The sequence below is a fragment of the Turicimonas sp. TL08 genome, from assembly GCF_054660695.1.
The window spans coordinates 124,739-145,569 of the sequence record NZ_BAAGDP010000001.1 but is presented as its reverse complement, the minus strand read 5'-3'; the positions used below and the strand labels follow the sequence as shown (position 1 = coordinate 145,569).

At 44.9% G+C, this 20,831-nt stretch carries 15 protein-coding genes; 9 read left to right on the top strand and 6 right to left on the bottom strand.

Annotation, left to right across the window (positions count from 1 at the left end):
* Positions 1 to 3: 3 nt before the first annotated feature.
* Genes ACYQ4O_RS00685 through ACYQ4O_RS00655 form a run of 7 tightly spaced genes read left to right on the top strand, consistent with a single transcriptional unit; the run spans position 4 to position 10,436 of the window.
* Positions 4 to 1,020, top strand: a complete 1,017-nt coding sequence (locus ACYQ4O_RS00685; RefSeq protein WP_308514406.1) for a TraU family protein — start codon at positions 4 to 6, stop codon at positions 1,018 to 1,020.
* A gap of 3 nt (positions 1,021 to 1,023) precedes the next feature.
* Positions 1,024 to 1,650, top strand: coding sequence for a TrbC family F-type conjugative pilus assembly protein (locus ACYQ4O_RS00680; RefSeq protein ID WP_308514408.1), 627 nt, complete (start codon positions 1,024 to 1,026; stop codon positions 1,648 to 1,650).
* A gap of 2 nt (positions 1,651 to 1,652) precedes the next feature.
* A complete protein-coding gene (locus ACYQ4O_RS00675; protein WP_308514410.1) occupies positions 1,653 to 2,933 on the top strand; it encodes a hypothetical protein in 1,281 nt (426 codons plus the stop codon).
* Positions 2,930 to 5,245: a conjugal transfer protein TraN gene (traN, locus tag ACYQ4O_RS00670; RefSeq protein ID WP_460174436.1), complete on the top strand. Its 2,316-nt coding sequence runs from the start codon at positions 2,930 to 2,932 to the stop codon at positions 5,243 to 5,245. Before ACYQ4O_RS00675 ends, traN begins: the two co-directional genes overlap by 4 nt.
* Before the next feature lie 18 nt (positions 5,246 to 5,263).
* Positions 5,264 to 6,106 carry a conjugal transfer protein TraF gene (locus ACYQ4O_RS00665; protein ID WP_460174435.1) on the top strand — a complete coding sequence of 281 codons (843 nt, stop codon included), beginning with the start codon at positions 5,264 to 5,266 and terminating at the stop codon, positions 6,104 to 6,106.
* A 5-nt stretch (positions 6,107 to 6,111) separates the two neighbouring features.
* Complete coding sequence (locus ACYQ4O_RS00660) at positions 6,112 to 7,545, top strand: conjugal transfer protein TraH (RefSeq protein WP_460174434.1); 1,434 nt, start codon at positions 6,112 to 6,114, stop codon at positions 7,543 to 7,545.
* Positions 7,545 to 10,436: a conjugal transfer protein TraG N-terminal domain-containing protein gene (locus ACYQ4O_RS00655; RefSeq protein ID WP_308514418.1), complete on the top strand. Its 2,892-nt coding sequence runs from the start codon at positions 7,545 to 7,547 to the stop codon at positions 10,434 to 10,436. Before ACYQ4O_RS00660 ends, ACYQ4O_RS00655 begins: the two co-directional genes overlap by 1 nt.
* Positions 10,437 to 11,075: 639 nt before the next feature.
* On the opposite strand, the gene ACYQ4O_RS00650 is transcribed toward ACYQ4O_RS00655, so the two are convergent.
* On the bottom strand, positions 11,076 to 12,668 hold the full coding sequence (locus ACYQ4O_RS00650; protein WP_460174433.1) for an AAA family ATPase: 1,593 nt from the start codon (positions 12,666 to 12,668) through the stop codon (positions 11,076 to 11,078).
* Positions 12,669 to 13,124: 456 nt separating this feature from the next.
* Between ACYQ4O_RS00650 and ACYQ4O_RS00645 the strand changes: the two genes are divergently transcribed.
* Positions 13,125 to 13,793: a Fic family protein gene (locus ACYQ4O_RS00645; RefSeq protein WP_308514422.1), complete on the top strand. Its 669-nt coding sequence runs from the start codon at positions 13,125 to 13,127 to the stop codon at positions 13,791 to 13,793.
* Between the two features lie 194 nt (positions 13,794 to 13,987).
* Positions 13,988 to 15,259 (top strand): glycosyltransferase family protein, encoded by a 1,272-nt coding sequence (locus ACYQ4O_RS00640; RefSeq protein WP_308514424.1) that lies wholly within the window; start codon positions 13,988 to 13,990, stop codon positions 15,257 to 15,259.
* A gap of 254 nt (positions 15,260 to 15,513) precedes the next feature.
* On the opposite strand, the gene ACYQ4O_RS00635 is transcribed toward ACYQ4O_RS00640, so the two are convergent.
* The 5 genes from ACYQ4O_RS00635 to ACYQ4O_RS00615 all read right to left on the bottom strand — a co-directional run bounded on the left by ACYQ4O_RS00635 (position 15,514) and on the right by ACYQ4O_RS00615 (position 20,752).
* On the bottom strand, positions 15,514 to 16,425 hold the full coding sequence (locus ACYQ4O_RS00635) for a permease (protein WP_308514425.1): 912 nt from the start codon (positions 16,423 to 16,425) through the stop codon (positions 15,514 to 15,516).
* A 98-nt stretch (positions 16,426 to 16,523) separates the two neighbouring features.
* Positions 16,524 to 16,832 carry an ArsR/SmtB family transcription factor gene (locus tag ACYQ4O_RS00630; RefSeq protein ID WP_308514427.1) on the bottom strand — a complete coding sequence of 103 codons (309 nt, stop codon included), beginning with the start codon at positions 16,830 to 16,832 and terminating at the stop codon, positions 16,524 to 16,526.
* The gene (locus tag ACYQ4O_RS00625) at positions 16,816 to 17,340 is read right to left on the bottom strand and encodes a molecular chaperone TorD family protein (protein WP_460174432.1); all 525 of its coding nucleotides are present in this window, start codon (positions 17,338 to 17,340) and stop codon (positions 16,816 to 16,818) included. Before ACYQ4O_RS00625 ends, ACYQ4O_RS00630 begins: the two co-directional genes overlap by 17 nt.
* 86 nt (positions 17,341 to 17,426) lie before the next feature.
* Positions 17,427 to 18,188 (bottom strand): 4Fe-4S dicluster domain-containing protein, encoded by a 762-nt coding sequence (locus ACYQ4O_RS00620; protein WP_308514431.1) that lies wholly within the window; start codon positions 18,186 to 18,188, stop codon positions 17,427 to 17,429.
* 14 nt (positions 18,189 to 18,202) lie between these two features.
* On the bottom strand, positions 18,203 to 20,752 hold the full coding sequence (locus ACYQ4O_RS00615; RefSeq protein WP_460174431.1) for a molybdopterin-dependent oxidoreductase: 2,550 nt from the start codon (positions 20,750 to 20,752) through the stop codon (positions 18,203 to 18,205).
* Positions 20,753 to 20,831 lie beyond the last annotated feature (79 nt).

Sequence of the window (20,831 nt, the reverse complement as noted above, 5' to 3'; positions counted from 1 at the left end):
CTTATGAAAACTTTCCTCTTCATCTTTACGCTTTTTTGCGGCCTGCTGAGCACCTCTGCTGAAGCCGCTTGCCGAGGCAAAATCATTAATCCGGTGACCGATGTCTGCTGGAGCTGTATTTTTCCGATTAAGTTAGGCGGCATTACGCTGGCTTCCGGCAAAAATCCGGATCCGGATACCGGCGCAAACACCTTTTGTGCCTGCACTTCCGGTGCCAATATCAAAGTCGGCATGAATATGTCCTTCTGGGAGCCGTTAAGAACGGCAGAAATCGTCCGTCAGCCTTACTGCTTCCCCTCGCTCGGCGGATTGGATTTAGATGTCGGCATTCGTGCGCCGGCCCACGGTAGAACTCCTTCTAAAACTGCTGCTTCCGGGCGAACTTCCTTTTATCAAGTGCATTGGTATTTCACGCCTTGGCTCTTTGTTCTGGAAGTCTTGCTCGATACCGATTGTTTAGAACAGTCTGCGTGGGATTTAGCTTACATGACCGAACTCGATCCTCTTTGGGATGACTCGGTGACCACCTTTTTCTTAAACCCGGACGTCAGTTTATTTGCAAACCTTCCGGCTCAAGCCGCTTGTGCGGCCGACTGCGTGGCCAGCACCACGAGCTTACCGGTCTCTGAGCTTTACTGGTGCGGGGGTTGCAGCGGAAATATTTTCCCTCTCACCGGATGGGTTGCTTCTCATGTTCATTTACCGCAGGCCTCTTCTCTATTAGTTTCTCGTTTTCTGATGAAGCTTCACCGTCAAGGTCTTCAATGGGCTGCTTACGGCAAGAAAGGACAATGCGGACCTTATCTCGAACCCATCATGGATAAATCCGTCTATCGCACCCAAATGGTGTATCCGGCTCGTACAACCGACAAAGTTGACGGCCGCTGCTGTTATCCGATTGGAGCTTCAACAGCTCTTTGGTCTTCCGGTAAAACTTGGGCCTCCGGGGGCGAAGATGCTGCCTATCTTGTTTACCGTAAACGCGACTGCTGCCAGGGATCCGGCATTACCGGAATTTAAATCATGTTCAAACGTTCTCTCCTAATAGTGGCTATTGCGTTGTCCTTTAGCCTTTCTCATGCTGCCTCTGTAAGTGTCTCGGCCGGTGACTCAGCCTCCGAGCAGTCGTTGCCGTTAACCATTGACGATATCCTTAGCAATGCTCAGGCCATCCAAACTGAAATGCTCAATCAAAACCGCATGGAAGCCCTGCTTTTGGTCTCTCTTTCCATGCCTGAAGCTTCTCTTAAAAGATTAGCCGTTGACGCAAAAGATGCCGACGTTCCTTTGGTTTTCAGAGGTGTTCCCGTTGACCAGAAAGCCGCTGCAAATAAGCCTCTTTTAAATCCGCAAAGTCTCCAAGCTTTTAACTTCTTAGTGGAGTTAGGAGCTTCCGTGGAACTCAATCCGGAAATCTTTAAAGAATTCGGAGTCACCGAAGTGCCCATGCTGATAATTCGTCAGCATCAACAAAAGTCTCCCGAATCCTCAGGCTCTTGCGGAAATCAAAATCCGGACGCAGCACAAAACGCGGCTCTGGTCTTAGGAGATGTGACTTTAGGCTACATGCTCGATACGCTCACGGACAGACAAGATGAAATCGGCAAAGAAGCTCAACGTCTTCGCCAAAAACTCGGAGAGCGTCCCTAATCATGAGAACTTTCTCCTTTGCCCTTTCCGCCGTGTTCCTAACCGCATTGGCCCTGACCTTCCAGGGAGCCGGATGTTCATCAGCCGCAGAAACACCGGTTAACTCCTCTCGTGCCCGCTCTGCTTCTATGTCAGCTAACAGCAAAATGAACAAGGAGGATGCAATGAATGCAGCCAAGGATGCAGCTGCAGGCGTCTCCATCAAAAACATCCTGGCCTCCGGCTCTTCCACCCAAACCGTTCCCGGTTACGGTTCAGACGTCTCGGAACTTAAAAACTTGTTTAATAAAGGACAGGGAGATTTGCTCGGCCCGGGTCAAATCAAAGCTGACGGCTGTCTTGATAAATCTTCTATGGATTGCCGTGCCGTCCAAGTGATCTATGACACCAACTCTCGTCCTTCCTGGCCGGAATCTGACTTTGATCAAATCTTAGGAGACCGCGACCACGTTGTTGCAGGAGCGCAAAAGCCTCATCCGGACGTCAGCGACTCAAATGAAATAACTTGCGAGACCATCACCACAACCACACCTCCCCAATACGAATACACCGCTTGCGAAGAAACAACCGGAGCAACCACCGAACAATGCTTCTCCGGTTGGGCGGAGCAACTGGAAATCACGTCTTTATTCAAGTGTATTAATCGAACCGGAAACGTAAAAAACATTACCTGTACCAACCCCTACGTTTCTTCCGTCCAAAACTACACCTGCTTGGAAGCTCCGAGACAGTCTTGTCAGGTCGGCATCAATGTCGATGTTGAGTCTGAATACGTATATCAATGCTCTAAGCAGCTCGTCCAAGCAAAAACTTATCGCTGCAATAAAGTCCTTTCCGTTGTGGCTACCCCGGGCTGTGAAATCGGCAAAATGCAGCAGGCCCAAGCCGAAGACCATTTAGGCTTAGGCACCGACGAGTGCAACGGCGGCGATATCGTTAGTCTTAAATACGCTTGCTCTAAAGACGAAATCCCGACCATTCGAATAGAGACTAATGTTAAGAACTCAGCCAACTTCGGCTTTGAGGTTAAAGCGTTGGACTTTGATGAAGAAAGAGAATTCTCTAACTGCAAAGGCCGTTGGACCGGTAAAACCCGCTGTGTTGGCAGCTCCTGCACCACCGAAGTCAAAATGGATGTCTACTATAAAAAGAAAAATCAGTTCGTCCGCTCCGGCAGTCTCTCTAAAGTTTTCGGTTATCAGACTTATTCTCATGGAGCCGAAATCGATCAATGGACCATGTCCTGCGTCCTGGAAGACGGCTCAACTGTGGAGTACCAATGATAAGAATCTTCCTCGGCCTGCTCCTTTCCTCTTTGGTTCTTGTTGACGTTCATGCGGCATGCACGGACGGAGAATACGTCTGCGTTGACGGTCCCGGTTCCAAATATGTGGACGGTGTTGAAGTCTACAGAGAATGTTGGAATTATCAGTTCAGACGTTCTTGTAATGAAGCCGCTGAAGTCAACTATTGCGCTGCCTTAGAACAAACGCCTGCCTGTAATCTTGTTAATAAAGTCTGCGTCTCCGCAGATCTTTCAGGAACTTGTCTTAGATGGGAACAAAAATTTTCCTGCTCGGAAGAAATGCCTCCGGAAGAAAATGTGGAACTCTTGGACTACAGCCATACCGTTTCCTCCTCCCAGCAGAACAATCAATGTCAATCCTTCATCGACAACAAAGAATGTTATGTCGCGGCCCAGCGATGCGTAGAGCCGGGAGAGACTCGCGTCATTAACGGGGTTGCCGTCTACAAAGAGTGTTGGCGCTACGAAAGAGATTACGCTTGCGCCTCTTCCGGCGTTTCTAATTCGTGCCTGACTTTGGAAGCAGCCTCAGGCTGCACGGCAGTCGGAGAACCGGTTTGTGTCAAAGAGGATGAGACGGGATGCGCGCAATGGCAGAAAACTTACCGTTGCGTCAACACCGGCCTTATCGAAGGGCCTGATATCACGCCGGAGGGCACCCCCGCTCTGCCGGGCTTTGATACCTTAAACTGCCAAAACGCCACTGCCGGCATGAGCTGTACTCTTCAGAGTTCTTCTTGCACGGAAGCCGGAGGTGTCAAAATCATCGACGGCGTGGAAATTGAGGCCGACTGCTGGGAGCAAACCCAGGAGTACCGCTGCATAGAAACCGTCAATGAAAACTCTTGCGAAGCCTTAGAAAAAATTGCAGCCTGTAAAGAACAGTCCTCCAAATGCATCGATAAAGTCGGTCTGCGCTGTTATGCAACGGAAAAAGAAATCCTCTGCCAAACCAATGAAGCTATTGACCCGGGTCCGGCGCAAGAAATCACATCAGACATCGTGATTTCGGGATTAACTTGGTCCGAGACTTGTCAGCCTTTAGAGAACAATCCCGACTGCAGCGTTTTAAATACCGTCTGTACGGAACCCGGAGGAACAAAAGAAATCAACGGAGAATTAATCACCAAGGACTGCTGGAAATACGAAACCACTTACGTCTGCGGTGCCGCAAACGGCCCGTCTTCCAACTGCACTTCCTTGGAACAAAATAAGAAATGCGTCAAAGTAGATTCCGTCTGTCTTTTCGAGGATGATGCCGGCAAGTGTTTGACTTATTCTCATATCTACAAGTGTGAAGAAAAAGAATCTTCTACCGTCACTGAAGTCATTTGCCGGCCGGCAGAATGTCTCGACGGCCTTTGCGGAGAGCCTGTACCTGCCGATAAAGATTTTGCTTGGGTGTTAAGCATTCTGGAAGTTGCCCGCGAAGGCGCCGTTTACGGCGACTTCGACGGCAATCAATTCTTTAAAGGCGAAAGCGATAAATGCTCTAAGAAGGTTCTTGGATTTTTCTGCTGCGACACTAAAGTTAAATCCGGCTCCGCTAATTCGGATGCTTTCGGTAAAGCTTTGACATTTGCCGGAGACGCCACCGTCGAAGCCATTAAATATGTCGGCAGTCCTTATGTTTACGACGTTCTCTCGGCATCCGATTCTACTTCCGGCTTGCTGACGGCTTTGTACGGCAATGCTTCATCAGGAGTCTACAACCCGTCGTTGTCTTTCTATGGATTCGGGATGACGCTGCAGGGAGGCACCATGTACTTCACGTTTGACCCGACTTCCTTTGCCGTCACCGTAGCTTTCCAGATTGCTATGGACTTTCTGCAATGTGAACCTTCCGAACAGGCTTTGATGCTGAAAAAAGGCCAAAACCTTTGTCATTATGTCGGCACTTACTGCTCCAAAGGAGAAAAGTTCGGCTGCATCGAACGTTCGGAATCTTATTGCTGTTTCAATTCTCGTCTTGCCAGAATCATTCAGGAAGAAGGCCGTAAGCAAACCGGAAAATCCTGGGGTTCTGCTAAAAATCCGGATTGTTCCGGCTTTACTTTAGAAGAGCTCGAAGCATTGGATTTTGAAGCCATGGATTTATCTGAGTTTGAAGCAGAAATCAAAGCCAAGGCCGAACTCAATAAAGAAGCCGCTGCGGACCGCGGTCAAGCTCACTTCAACCGCCTGGTTAACGAAAACCTCGGCGGATACGTTGCCCCTAATCAAGGAACCTCCGGTGTAGTCAATCCCGACTTTACCGGCACGCCTTCTTCGCCACCTAAGAAAAAATAATCACTGAATTTCTGAAATATGTCTCTTAAACTAATACTCACCGTCCTCTTGGGCTTTATGGCTTCGTTGTCCGCAGCCCAAGAAAACAACTTCTGGACTGAAGATGTCTGGAAATCCGACGAACGCGGATTTCTTTACTATCCCTCGCCTAAACCTAAAGAAGTAAAACCGGCTCCCTTAGACCTTAAAAGCATTCCGACAATTGAAGGCTTAAGAGAAGAAAGAGAAAGGCGCCTCAATACCGCCGTCATGAATCCAACCGAAGAAAACATGAAACTCTATTTAGAGGCTAATCACTTCGTTCAAGAAAAATCTGCCCTCTTCGCCGACCAATGGAGAAGAGTCGCTTGGCAGAATCCGGAATACGATTTCTCCGCCCGAAATCCTGCCGCAAACTTTGCCCAGGTGGACTTAAAAAATGAACGCAACAAACAAAAGGCTCTGGATCTCGGATCCCTTTCAAACGAATGGGGTTTAGTCTATTTCTTTAAAGACAACTGCCGTTTCTGTCACCTTCAAAGCCCGTTAATTAAAAAACTTTCAACGGACTACGGTTTTGAAGTGATTGCCGTCTCATTGGACGGCTCGGTTAATGAGCATTTTCCGGAATCTTTGCCCGATAACGGCATTGGTGCTTTATTGACTAAAGGACAAGGCATCCAACAAGTCCCGGCACTCTTTATGGTCAACCGCGAACAAACCAAGAGCTATCTTGTCTCTTCCGGCGTTGTTGCGCTCGAAGATATTCTCTCCCGCATTGCATTGCTCGGTACTAAAGAGCCGGGAGCTTCTTTATTCGGAGGCGAATCTCTCAAAGACACAACCTATCCATCCGCCTCTAACCCGTTAAATCAAGAATAACAACGATGAAATTTACAAAAACCCTAACTTCTTTAGCCGTGTGCGCCTGTATTGCTTTACCGGCCCAAGCCAGCTTTATGAAAGACTTCTACGCCTCGGCCGGTTCTTATCAGGGCAACATTACATCTGCAGGCATCTATCAGTCCAACTCAATGAATACCATCACCGGAGGCGGTTTTGTCTACAGAGCTCCCAGAAAAGATTTCAATGCGTTTTATTTCACTCCTCCTTCTTTGTCTGCCGGATGCGGAGGCATCGATATTTTCTTAGGAGCTTTCGGCATACCGAGCCGAGAAGAATTCGTAGCGTTCTTAAGAAACATCGGCACCGCACTTCCGGGTCTGGCTTTTCAATTAGCACTTCAGTCCTTGGCTCCTGATCTAAATGAACAAGTCACCAGTTTCCGAGATTTGATTCGCCAGTACACCAATATGTTTTCCGACTCGTGCACTGCAAGCCAAAACCTTCTCAAAATGACAGGGGCTCAGCAGTTTCTAGAAAAATCAGCCTTCGAAGCCAGAAGCTATCTCCGTTCTACAGGTATCGTCTCCGATGAGTCCGAAGCTAACGCTAAAACCAGAACCGACGGCTCCGCAGTTGTCAGCAACGCCCCGGCACAAAAGGATTCCGGCGGTTCCGTCATTGATGCTCCTGAACTGAACCTCACTTGGGCTTTACTCTCAGGCGGCTCATTTTCTACAAAATACAACCAAGAACTTAGAGAGCTGATGATGACCTTAGTAGGCACCGTCATCTACATTAATGAAGGAACCGGCGAGAATACGGTCACTCGGGCTATTCCGATTGCGGGACAAGACCTGGTCGGCTTTATGTTCGGCAGAACCGATGCGCCGAGCTTAGAGACCGAAGCTTTTCGTCTACGTTGCCAGAAAGGAGACGAAGAACTTTGCCTTACCGTCACTAAAACTGCTTTAGAAGATATCAACCTTCCCTTTATGTTTATGCAGGCCGCTTCCAACTACCGTCTCTCCATCCTCGAAAGAAATCCTGACTTGGTCTCGGAAGATGACCTGATGTTATTGGCCACTTCCACCACCATCCCGCTGATTCGATTGATCAACACCACGGCATCAAAGCGTTTTCTTGGGTTTTCTCAAGATTTGCTTGCCGTCTATGTGGAAGCGGCGGCTTATGAAGCAATTATTCGAGCCATGGATGCTTTGGCCTTAGATATTAAAGCGGCGGCCGCTTCCTCTTCAGCCTCACAAACCGGCCGAATCGCCGAAGAGCACCTCAAACAAATTGAAGTCCGTATTTCTGAGGTCCGCGCAGATCTTTCCCGAAGAAGCGATGCCGTTTTTCAGCAGATGAGCCGGGCCCACAGCTTCGTGACGCAAATCGAACATTTGGAAAAGAGCGTCAAAGGAGCATTGGCTGCTGATTTAGCTGCGAATTTATCCTTCGGAGATAAGAACTGATGGTTTTAGACTACTTTGCCTATTGGAACGGCGCTCAATTAAGAGATCTTTTCGAAGCTGTTGTTGCAATTACTTCCGGCCCTTCTTATCAAGGCCTAATTAAAAGTGCGGTTCTTGCCGGCTTTCTCGTGACGCTCACTACAGCACTTTTTAGATGGCAAGGAATGGCTGCAAAAACTTTCTTATTTGCGGTCGTCCTCTTTTATTCTCTCTTATTAATCCCAAAAACTGACCTTTCCATTCACGATGAAAGAGCCGGGACGGTACATGTCGTCCAAAATGTGCCTTTCGGCATCGGCTTTTTTGCGTCTGTCACTTCAAGAATCGGGCATTTTCTAACCACAGGCTTTGAAAGTGCTTTTGCTCTTCCTGATGCAGAAAAGTTTTCTAAATTCGGCATGGTCTATCCTCAAAGAGCAGTTTCTGTTTTGCAAGGAATCGGTACGGTGACTCCTCTTGGACGACGTAAAGTCAACCGCTTTGTGGCCGACTGTTTAACCCCTGAACTCACCGATAATCCTGAAAAAGTTAACGAGCTCGCTCAAAGCTCGGATCTTTGGGCAACCGTCACGGCTAACGGTTGGCTAAATCCGGCCAGAAGCACTCTAAACGAAAACGGGGAAGTAAAACGCTGTGATGAAGCAGCTGTTGAGCTGGAGACCTTTTTAAACGGCTCCGAACTAGACGAAATCAAGAAAAAACTAGGAGCACTTTTAACTCCGGACAGAGCCGATCCGGCTCAAGCCATTATGACAAGTCTGCCTCATGCAGAAAGTCTTTTGCTCGGCCTCTCCCGTTCTCTCGATTCATCTCTGAAGCATTCCATTATGCTTCAGGCTATTCCGGAAGGTGTTTCTTCCATTGCTCAACTTTCAGGTTCTCCTTTGAGTCTGGCAGTAAATCTTGCGAAAGCTCAAGGTAATTTAGCAAGCGAAATCAGTTATCGCACCATGAGCGAAATCGCGAAGGTCTCTTTGCCTAAAATCAGAAACTGCATTGAATTTGTCATCATTGCTGCCTTTCCATTGGTTTTTATTCTCATCATTGCCGCCGGAAGTAATGCGGGCCTCATCTTTCGTTCCTTTTTTGTGCTGTTGATTTGGGTTCAGCTTTGGGCACCGTTTTATGCCGTTGCTAACTATCTTCTTATCTCGGTTGATTCGAATCCGATGAACAGAATTATTGCCGAGTATGGCGGAAATTCTTTAATGGCGGTTGATTTAATCCGGCAGACGGGAGCAAGCTCGCAGGCAATGGCTGGATATTTAATGCTTGCTATTCCTATGTTGGCTCTTGCTATTGCTAAGGGAAGCGACTATGCCGCCGCTGCTTTGGTAGGAGGTTTAATGGGACCGGCTCAATCAGCCTCTCAAGGTCTTTCAGGGCAGCTCTCTTCCGGAAACTTTTCCTCCGGAAACTTGTCAACAGGAAATGTTTCTTCAAACTCCGTTAACGCCAATAAAAACGATACTTCTTCATCATTTGCAGACCCTTATACGAGCAAAATTTCGACAGCGTACGGTACGGTAACGCGAGACGGTGACAATCACGTCACTGGGATGGTGCGTTCCGGAATTGATCTTGGAATTTCTTCTTCCTCTACAATTCAGCAGTCAAGGTCAGTTACGGCATCTTCAATGTCTTCAACTTCGTTGACGACTTCGGATATGACAAACTTATCTCTGTCCAAATCAGCTACTTCCTCGGATTCCGGCTCTGTTAGTTTTGCGAAAGCTCTTTCTCATCAGCTGGATCAGTCCCACTCGAGTTCCCAGAACCTGTCAGACCAAAGCTCTTATAACAGCTCTAATTCCTACACTCGGTCTTCTACAGCTTCTTCCGGCCTGGCAACAAATCAAAATCTCAGCTTTAGCACGGGAGCCGGAGTTAAAGTCGGTGCTGCCTCCGGAGAAGCGGAGGCGTCTGCAAATAATCCGGGTGGACAACAATTGCCCTTGAATCCAAACGCATCACTTCTAAATGCGGCTGCCAGCGGCCCCTCTGCTGCAAGGCAAAACTCCATATTGAACACAATCCAGTCCGCAGGTTCTGCTGTAGGCGAAATAGCGGGACTAGAAGCCGGGCTGAAAACTACTACGGCTCAAAATATTATTGATACAGCCACCGGGGCTAAATCTAGCGCAACAGCTGAACAAAGAAATCAGGCATATTCTCAGGTCAGATCTGCTGCCCAACAAATCGTTGCTTCTACTTCTGATTCGCACATTAAGAACGCTGCTGAGAACTTCCTAGCCTCTTTAAATAAAGCTCATCACGCGGCTCTTCAAAGAAGCAAACAATTCAATACTGCGGAAGGAACATCGGAAGCAAGAGCTTCAGCTGAAACGGGTTCTGATTCAACTTCAGTCAATAATGATGTCTTAGTGATGAACCGGCTTCTACACAACGGCAGAAGCGCAGAGTCTTCTTTAGAAGAGATCTTTCACCGAACAGAAGTCCGAGAACAAGTTGGTTTTGATCGTGCGGCCCAAGCCAAAATAGCTGCAACGGGCAAAGAAACCTTTGGCGCTGGTCAGATTGACGCACCGCGGAAGCTTAATAAAGCCATCGGAAAGGCAATGATCGAACAAAACTTCCAAAAAAACGAACAAGAAGTCCTAAAGCAAAATCACCAATTCAGAAATCAAATTCATGAAGAAAGTCGAAAACAAAATACCGAACCTGAGCGCAATAAAGCTTTTGTTGATTCCGTTAGAAATCAGGCGCAAACCATCGACAACACTAAAACTAACTTAGAAGATAATGCGAAAGAACAAGAGCAAGGAGTGATCAACGCAGTTGAAAGGTACCATCTAGACCAGAAAGGATTAAGCACAGTCCTAGCAGTGAGCTTAGCTGGTGGTCTTGGCTATAAAAGTCCGATGAACTAAGCCTCAAAAGACTTTTTAACCTCATTGGCGACTTGTTTCAATTGAAGGGTGTAAGTTTGTACAATTGAAACTGAAATGGCCAGTGTAGCAGCCACTTACATTTCGTTTCAGTTGAAGGATGTAAGTTTGTGCAATTGAAACGAAGTTAAACAAGAGTATTTACAAGAGGCCTTAAAAGTTTCAGTTGAAGGATGTAAGTTTGTGCAATTGAAACTTGAATTGTCTAATGCTTCGACTACTTATACCCAGTTTCAGTTGAAGGATGTAAGTTTGTGCAATTGAAACCCCTCAGCTAACCCCATGAAATTTTTAAATTTTATTTGTAGTTAGCTGAGGAATTCTTCGAAACAGATCAAACTGCATGAAAAGCACCGAAATTTTCGAAAAAATATCTCCTTGACTCAATAACACTGAGCTCTTCATAATTTAAATCAGAATCGTAATGATTAATCTGAGCTCCCAAAAAAGATTTTTCCTTTAGCATCGCACTTCTTAGGAATCAAAAGCAAACCTAGCTACAAAAATGCGGGACGATGGTCTTGTTTTCCTTTGTCGGCCTCTCCGAGCTCAATGAGGATGGGAACCTCCTCCGGCAGAACCAAGATATGATTATCCACTTCTTCGTATCATTGTTCTAACTTAACAGCAGCCCCACTTTATGAAAGCCCTCTCTTTTAACCCGAATACAAGAGCCATCCGGTAAAGAACTTTACTCGCACTGTCAGCCCCATACCTCCTTGCCTGTATTTGAGTTAACGCTTCTTGCAGTTTAGATTCCGCGCTTTCACCTTCTCTTGAAACTTTAAATTCGAATATCCAAGTCCTCTCTCCAATTTCGACTTCAAGATCCGCACGACCATGCGCATTGTGATGCTCAACACGTGAATTCAGACCGGCTCCAGAGAAGTAGACCTGAACAAATGCTCTCAGCGAAGACTCATCTCTGACGGGATAACGGGCATAATCAATGGCTGCAAACAATCGATTCAATATATGAAATACCGCCTCCGGCTTGTCTTTGGATAAAACTTTCACAATCGGACCCGCTCCGACCTGGCCCGGAACTCTTCCATTTAAAAGTTGCTCCAAATATAGCTGGGCTATGGCTCTTTTAACTTCTTTATTGGGATATCCTAGAAATACAGTGTCGCCATACTCTACAGATTTAATCGTCAGATAACCTGCTTGTGTCAACAATCCGACATCTGACAAATTTTCAACATCGGATGAACTGCTAAGGACATTTAACGGCAAACTTTGTTCCTTATCGTATTCTTCCGGATTTTTTAATGAATGAGACTGAAGATACTGGATTAATACGCTCGGTTTTCCGCCGCTTTCAAACCAATAATCCTTCAAGCCTCTTTCAGGTGATGAGAAAAAACGCAACAAAGACCAAGGAGCAAATACCTTTTGTTTTGCTGTCTCTTCAAAACAAAAACCGTCATAGTGTTCCGTCAGTTCTAGCAAAAGTTCTTCCTTTGTAGTGCCTAGTGTTTCCGAAGCAGAAATCAAGTACTCAGAAAAGTACTCCTGCACCTCAGTATGTGTGTATCCTAAAAGCGAGCCATATTCTGCCGACAGTGAAATATCCGATAAATTATTTAATTCCGAAAAAATACTGGTCTTATTAAATTTTGTTATTCCGGTGATGAACAAAAAACGTAAGGCAGCATCGTTTGATTTTAAAGTTGCATAAAAACGAGAAAGTTCTGTTCGAACATCTTCAAAAAGATCTTTTCTATCTAAGCATGAGGTAAGCGGCGCATCATACTCATCTATCAACAACACTACAGAACTCAAAGCTTGCTTCTTAAACCAAGTAGACAATTGACTTATGAGCGAGGTACCGTGAAGTTCAAAACGAAATCCGTAAGGCGCAAAAGCTTCAACAATTAAATCGTGAAATTGGAGTTCAAACTCTTTCAAATTACGGAAACTTTTTGCTTCAGAGAAATCTAGTCTTATCACTAGGAGTTTTTCTTCTTCTTTCCAAAGTTTTTCAATCTTGAGACCATGAAAGTCTCTCATTCCATATTTGAATAAAGATTCAAACGTGGAAATTAACAACGATTTCCCAAATCTTCTCGGACGAGCTAAAAAATACTTCCCATTCTGACAGGCCAGGGTGTAGACCTTATCTGTCTTGTCAACATATATTTGGCCAAGTTGTCTTAACTTCTGGAATGATGATGTACCCAAGGGCAACTGTCGCAATAGTTCCGTATTCATAGAGTCCTTCCTTTTCTCATCATTATAAAGTGTCGGCTTTTCTCAAGCCTTCCCTCTTCATGGAGTAACTCAAAAAATTGAACAAATCCGCCTTACAATCACGCCGGCTCGGGTTATATCTTGATTCAGAGGAGTTCAAAGCACGCTCAGTTAACCTACTCAACTCAACTACTACTTCTTTGGATAAATCCAGTTCTGCCTAAGATCCATATTCTCTCTTTCGGGACATAAGTATGAGCTGAAAAAATCAAGAAATATCTGAAATGGGTCTCTCACCGGTTCCTTTTCTTTTGAAGCATGAACCAAGTAATTCTTCTAAAAAATCTCGATTCCTTCTTTTCTACAAATTCCAAGATATGATTTCTTTCTAGACCAACTCAACACTTAGATGCTTCACAAATCTCATCGATGAAAGAACATTTAAACGGTATTTTTTGGAATACAGGAGCTTTCGAAATGAACCTCCTATGTTCCGCAAAAACGAATGAAATCTGCAACTCTTTCCGGGCAAATCTGAATCATCTAACCTGGAATTGGCTGAGTCTGCTCGAAAACAATCCTGCTTCGCTTAGTCAAGCAACTACTGTTTTGGAAGGGAGGGCCAGCGATGACTTAAATCCTTTTGATGCCATGCAGGTTAAGAATTTTGCATACGGCGCTGAGTTCTTATTGAACCTTGTAAAAGAACAAAAATTTGACCTTTCTGTGCCTATTGCTTGTAATCTTCATAGCAAAGTCGGCAACCACGAAGCTCTTGAATGGGGACGCCTCAGAAACGCTCCCGTCACTCTCAGAAATATCAAATTTTGTCCCCCCACTGCTAATCTCCTTCAGATCATCAACAATGGTTTCCGCTACTTGGAAGAGTGCATTTCCAATCCGGCAGAAAAAGCAATTGCAACTTTTCTGTTTGTGGCTAGAAATCAGCCGTTCTACGATGCAAACAAACGAGCCGCATCTTTACTGATGAATGGCTTATTGATGAAAAGCGGATTCTTTCCAATTTCAATACATCCGCGCAATACTCGGATTTTTCATGCAGCTCTGGGAAGGTTCTACGAGACTGGCGATGCCAACCCAATGTTTGATTTGTTCCTCCGGCTCTCCCACCCTTGCAAACTTTAGAGCTTAAAAACCCTTTGGAAAGTTAACGGCTTAAGTGTTTACGTCAAAACCGCAACATCAAAAGAGGGCCTTCCTCTAAACTCATTCAATCCTAATAAAAATCATCACTTTTGAAACCAACTTTTGAGTGAGTAAAGAATAAGATATTGATGCCCATTTTCAAAGTTACACGGTATGGCTTTTTTGGAAAAGTTTTGACGACTCAGATTGCAACAATTGAGCTTTTCTCTCTGGTGAGAACTTTCAATCGGGAAGAGTTTTATCTCTTTGGAAGAAAGATTTTTGTGCGTCCGCTTCCTTTGGCTTTCTCGCAAGCTTCAATGATTAACTCAGTCTTTTCTCGTCAAAACAGAGAGACACTCCGACAACAATCGAAAACTAAAGCATCTATGCCTTCGGAATCTCTTACGCCGGAGACAAATGAAGATAAGAGTTGCTTCAAACGAAAAGTCATTCTCTTAATGACCGACCATCTCGCTTTAGTCGGAGGTGCCGAAACCAGGATCGTAAGAACTGCAGAACTTTTATCTGAACTTAATTTTGTTCCCATCCTCCTGTGCCAACATAATGCTCATGCCGCTTCTCAAAAATTCCCCAATTTAATTTTGAATTATCGAGATCCGCACATCGGTACAGTCATTGGTAAATGGATTGACGAAGGACTCATCCACGGCATTGAATTCCATGTCAAAAATCCTCGGGTACTTTACGACCTTCCGTTGTTTGAGTGGAAAGATAAAATAATATTAGGAGCTCAAATCCATAACCTATTTGCATTGACGCAGGAACTGAAACAACAATTTGAATATTGTCATTACATTGTTTCCTCTCAATTGGCCTTTGTGCCCAAAACTAAAGTCATTCGAAACTGGATCGACGCCTCTAAGTCAAATTCGTTCTGGAGCTACAAAAATCAAAAGAAAGCACTATTAATTTCTCGCCTCTCCAAAGACAAAAAGATGCACTTCTCTAAGTTTGTCAACTTCTGCCGAAAACATGAACTAGATTTTCATATTGCTTCCGATTGGCCACGGCTGCCGTGGCAACGTCGTTTTCTTTCTTCTCTTGAACTAAACGATGCTGAATTCATCGGACCGGTGTCCTCTAATTCTTACCTCAGACATTCAGCTGGACAATATCTGTTCATCGCTGGAATTGGCCAAGTTCCGCTTGAAGCTGCATCTTTGGGAATTCCTACCGCTGTAATGTCATCGAAATCCGAAAAGGAGTTTCAAGATCCGCTCGTTTTTCTTGAAAAAGACAATTTACCTCTCCTTGAGCAATGGAACTTTGTGATCAATCAATGTCCTATCCATACTCTTACGCCTAATGCTCAAAGGTTTATGCAGAATCAAACAACTGGAGCAATCAGGGAAGAATTTTTCTTAGAAGATGAACTCAAAAATCTGCGAACTCCGAATGACCTAATTGAAGTCTACGAAAGATGCTATATGAAACCGTCTTAGGAGATATGAATCAAAATCCTTTCATTCAATGAGCATAAAAATACTTATTCACCCCAATTGAGCCGCCGATCTTTGAAAAAAGCCCCAGATTAGATGACGTTTTATTCCGTTTTAGTTTTCTGGATGTCCGAAGATCTGCTGGAACTTTCTTTTTTGTCATTCTGCTCTCTAGTAATTTTTACCTTGCAGCAACATTCCTTTTCAGGGGTAATAAGGATTTTTTTGAATATGCTCTTTAAGTCTTTCATGATGAACTATCCTAATAATGAATTAAAAATAAAGCCCGTTGCGCAAGCGACGGCAAAAACTGAGATAAGAAAGGCGGCCAGCATCTTCTTGGTAAAAATAGAGCTGAGCAAAGAAACTTCGGGAAGACTTGCGCCTCCGCCCCCAATCATTAGCGACACTAAAACACCGGGCCCTAACCCTACACTCTGAAGAACCGTGGCCATTGGAATAATAGTTTCCGTTCTTATGTAGAGGGGAATTCCAATGAGCGCTGCAGCTGGAACACTAAACCACGCTGGGATCCCTCCAACTTTTTGAACAACGGAAACCGGTAGGAGCCCATGAATAAGAGCTCCGATCGCAGTACCGACAAGAAGGTAAGGGAATACTTTTCTAAGGAGCAAAAGAGAATTGAGGATTGACGTTTGAATAACGGTTTTTAGTTTCATTCCAAACGTACCGGCTAATTCCGACCACATCTGTAGCTCTTTCTTTCCTCCGGTGATACTAATGTCATAAATCTCTTTTTCAAACCCAAATTTCTCCAAAACCAGTCCGCACAAAACTGCAAAGATAAAAGTACATAAACCGTACAGAATTGCAGTTTTAATCCCGAAAAACACTCCCATCAGAGTGATGATGGCAGGGTTCATAATCGGAGATGCTAAAAGAAAAGCAATCGAAGTGGAGAAAGGAGCCTTTGAGTTAACAAAGCCCACAAATAACGGAATAGTTGAGCAGGAGCAAAACGGAGTAACGCCTCCGAGAAGAGCCCCGCAGCACGCAGATAAAAATTTATTGCTTCTCGAAAACTTAAAAATTTTGCTCTTTGGATTGATGAAAAATTGACCGATCCCAACTAAAAACGAAATCAGAAAAAACAATCCAATAAGCTCAAAAGTAAGTTTTAAAAATTCAAGCAGAAAAGAAGGCATCATGATCCTAAATAAAGATAATAAGGACTCCTCTGCAAGCTAGAGCCTGCATGCTTCTTAGAAGGTGTAAGAATGTAGAGAAGCTGAGGTTTCGGAATCCTTTACATCATTCTTTTGATTCTTCTCATTGTTACTGTATTTCTCGAACATTGAAGGAAGCCCTTCAGACAAGTCAACTCAATCGAATAGAGGATAGAATTAGCTTTCTTTTGTGCCTTAACGACTTGAGCTTCTTTCAAAACTGCAAGATGTCGAGAAACAGTAGGCATTTCCAACTGAACCATGTTTGTGAGCTCAGTAACTGTTTTTGGATTTTCAAGCATCGCCTCTACCATCATTAAGCGAGCAGGATGGCCGAGAGCTTTAAATATTTTCGCTTGCTCTTCGTAAACTTCAGGAAATTGTGCCATTCTCTTTAGACTCCCACCTACTCCACTCAGCAAAGAATCTTCCTAATTCTTTATAAAATTCGTGCTTGGCTTCTGTTTCTAACAGCAGAGACCATTCTAGGATGAATTTACTGAGAAATCTTTCAAAAAATTCGGCTTTTTCTTCTGGTTCTAAAAGCTCGTATATCTCGAGAACCGGAACAATATGTTCCGGTGGCTCTTTTATGTCTCTTTCTACTTCAAAACCCCTGCTTCCTAGGTAAGATAAATATTCGTCCAGAATCTTGTCGCCCAACTTATCTTTCCAGCAAGTAAGATAATTCTTAGCAGGAGGACTACCAGGACTTAAAAAAAGCCGTGTGTAGTCCAAAAGCATTGCTTCAAAAGATTTTGCATCTTGGGTCCCTTGAGTGTACAAATCGTCCAGACGTCGGGCCTTTTCTGCTAATTGTCCATCCAAAGATTCTGCAGCTTTCAAAAAAACATGCATATCTCTAAGTTCCTGACTGGGTTCAAATAAACCGAGCAAAACAAGATTAAGAGGTCTCTTCGTCATAAATACATTTCGCGGCAAGGAAGAGGCTTAAGCCCCTTCCGTGTTAATAGGTTAATAGATCACTCTCTCGGAGAGAACTGTCCCATGTAGAAGACCTTTGGATTAGTTCCTTTTTCTTCTTGAAGTCTTTGGACTTTGCCCGTCTTCAATTTTGCAGAAATAGTAGAGGTTGGATCATCTAAATCACCAAATATCCTAGCCCCCGCAGGACAGGCATCTACACAGGCAGGATTCATACCGTTGGAAGTACGGTGGTAGCAGAAGTTGCATTTTTCTACTACTCCCTCCCTTCTTTGAGCGGCGGAATCGCCTGCCTTAAATAGATTAGCATATGCTGGAACAGCGCCGGCCTTTTGGCCAAGTTCCTGAGCATCGCCTGTGGCTCCTCTTACAAGAACAGGCCGGGTTGCAGCATCCCCTCTCGGATCAACTCCTTTAGGATTGAAGCTGATGACAGAGTAAGTCTTACCGTCCAAGCTTTCGGGTCCTAACTCAGCAGAAGAGTAAGGGCAAGCATTCTGACACAGACGGCATCCTACGCATGCCTCGTCATTGTGAAGAACAACTCCTTCGGGGCTGACAAACATGGCTCCTGTCGGACAGACTTTAACGCACTGCGGATTTTCGCAATGGTTGCACATGACGGGAATAGCAATCTGTGTTGTGTTTGGGAATACTCCTCTGGTTTCTTGAATGAAATCTGCCCAATTAAATGATTGGCCTTCTCCTCGGGTTCTTGTGTTATTCTCAGCTTTGCAAGCCAGAGCGCAGGCCCCACAGGAAGAACATAAATTCAAATCAATGATCATTCCAAATCTCATTTCTCTCTCCTGGCTTAAAGTTTTTGAGAAATTTTCTTAATGTTGACTCTGGTGAATCCGCCATTTCTGCAGGAAGTACCGGATAAGCGGTCGTAGTCGTCCACTAGAATTTCATTGTTATTGCCGCCCCGGGGTGTTTTCCCGTATTCTTTTGCAGCAATCTGGCCATAGGCCCAGTGGCCCTGACCATAGGCTTTTGCAACCGTACCTGGACCTACACCTTCCCAAAGTTTCACTTCAGTGACAATGGTTCCGACCGGAGAAGAAATTTCGACGATGTCATTATCCTGAATACCGAGAGCCTTAGCATCAATCGGATTAATCTTAAGGACATCTCCCCATGAACGATCCCCGGCATCACATTTCTTGAATTCCTGCATCCAAGGAAGGTTGGCAGAGCGACCTTCACGGTTCAAGCGGCTCTTGTGATCAATGAACAAGAACGGATATTGCTTCTCTTCACCATGACGCAAAGGTTCTTCATAGTGAGGCATCCACCCTTTGATCCCTTTAGCTTGATAATGGCAAGCATCAAGAATCTTGTCAGGAGTAGTGTTGTATTTAGCTGCGTGAGCTTCTAAGACCTTTTTTAGATCTCCGGAAACAAACTCAAATTTACCGCTCGGTGTTGGGAACTTTCCGCCCCAATGTTTCTTGTAAACCTGAGGAGCGGAATTATGCATTCCTCTTTTCCTAAAATCTTCCCAACCATTGATTTGATCGCCCGGAATCGGCTTCGACGTACGGAGCCAGCATGGTGCTGAGGCTATCTTGGTAGTGATAAGCTGGAACTCTTTTTCATTAGTTGGTCTAGCACCTGTCTCAGGATCGACAAATTCTGTTGAGTAATAGTTCAGCAGTGTCGGCCAGCCTTTCTTAGCTAGTTTTTCTGCCAAAAGCCAAGTGACTTCATTTTCTTCCTGTTTTACATCCCAAATCCTATCGCATGTTGGTTGTTGCAACGAGGTCCAGGCATGCATGGAACCGAAACCTGTTACTGCGCCCATCCCTTCAGCTGCATTAAAGGTAGAAGGAAGAACAATGTCAGCAAACTGAGTCATTTCTGATGGGAACGGAACCATATGCACAAAGAACGGTACGTTAGCCAAAGCTTTTTCCCAGCGTTTGCCGTCGGCTGCAGCAAAAGGAGTGTTAGTCCACGAACTAATCATAACTTTCACGAAATCTGGATTCTCGAGCATATAGTTGGCAATATTGTTGGTCACAACGCCACTGCCCAGTTTGGCCTTCATAGCCGCCGGCATATCCAGGTCTCCACGGCCATCGATTTTCTTCCCTTTACCATGAGCCTTGGCGAGTTCGTCAATATATTTATCCATTGACGGATACTTGCCGCTGAGAGATTTGACAGGATCGTGGGTTCCTCCAACGTTATCAACTGAGCCTAAAATGCCGTTGAGCGCATGAACCACCATTGCCGTGTATGTACCTCTTGGGTTCATACAAACACCGGGCCCCATCCACACGATCACGTTCGGGGCGGCCTGTCCCATAGCCTTAGCTACCCGTCTAATTTGTTCCGCATCCAAACGGCATTCTTTTGCTGCTCTTTCAGGAGTCCAGTCTTTAGCCTCCTCGTTCCAATATGTAATCAGTCCGAGGGTGTTGTTTTCTTTAAAGGCCTGAGGATCTACCGTCTTTCCCGGAACAAACAAGTTCTTACCGTCAGCAAAGTCTCCGACAAAATCTTTATTCCATAGTCCTTCGGTAAGAAGCACATGAGCTATAGCATTAGCAAGAGCTCCGTCAGTTCCCGGAAGTATCGGAAGCCATTCTTTAGATTTAGCGGCCGCAGTAGATAGCCTCGGATCGACAGTTATTAAGATGCCCTTTTTCTGAAGCTCCCCAAGTCTTGAAATAACGTTAGGAACTTGTCTGTTGGAAGCAAAAGGATCCGTACCCCAGAACACAACGCACTTTGAATTTCCTAGGTCATAGTCCCTGTAAGAAAACAATCCCTGTGTGTAACCGGGCCCCATTTTTTCTGTTTCGGCGCAAAGAGCAGAAGTTGAGAAATTATTTGGGGATCCGAAGAGTTTTGTCAGAGTGCCATAAAGAAGAGCATGGGAAGTATTGCCGTATCTTCCTTTGAGATAAAGAAGTCTTTCCGGTTCGCCTGCATTTCGAAGTTCAACCATCTTGTCGGCTACTATATCCAGAGCTTCATCCCAGGAAATAGGAATCCATTTTGGATCGATCCCGCGTCCTTTCTGAGGATTTGTTCTCTTAAGAGGCTGTTTAATACGATCCGGATCATAATTTTCTTGAGGGATCAAATGTCCTCTTGGGCAGCAGAATCCATGATTACCTTTCGAATTTTGATTTCCGCGTACTCTTGTGGCTCGCCCATTCTGATTAAAAACTTCGATAGCACAGTATTGAGTGCATCCCTGACAAGCCGATCCAATCCATTTGCCTTCAGCTGGACTGCACGGAAGCGGGAGTCTTTTTACTGAGAGGCCTTGTGCCAGCACTGTTGGTGCAGAAACCATCAAAGCAGCGCTGCCGGTAAGCTGCATAAATACTCTTCTTGTAAGTTTCATAAGAGGTTCTCCTTGGGGAAAGAGATTAGAAATTAGCTAATTTTATATTTAGCTATATTGCTAAGTATAACCTAAAGAA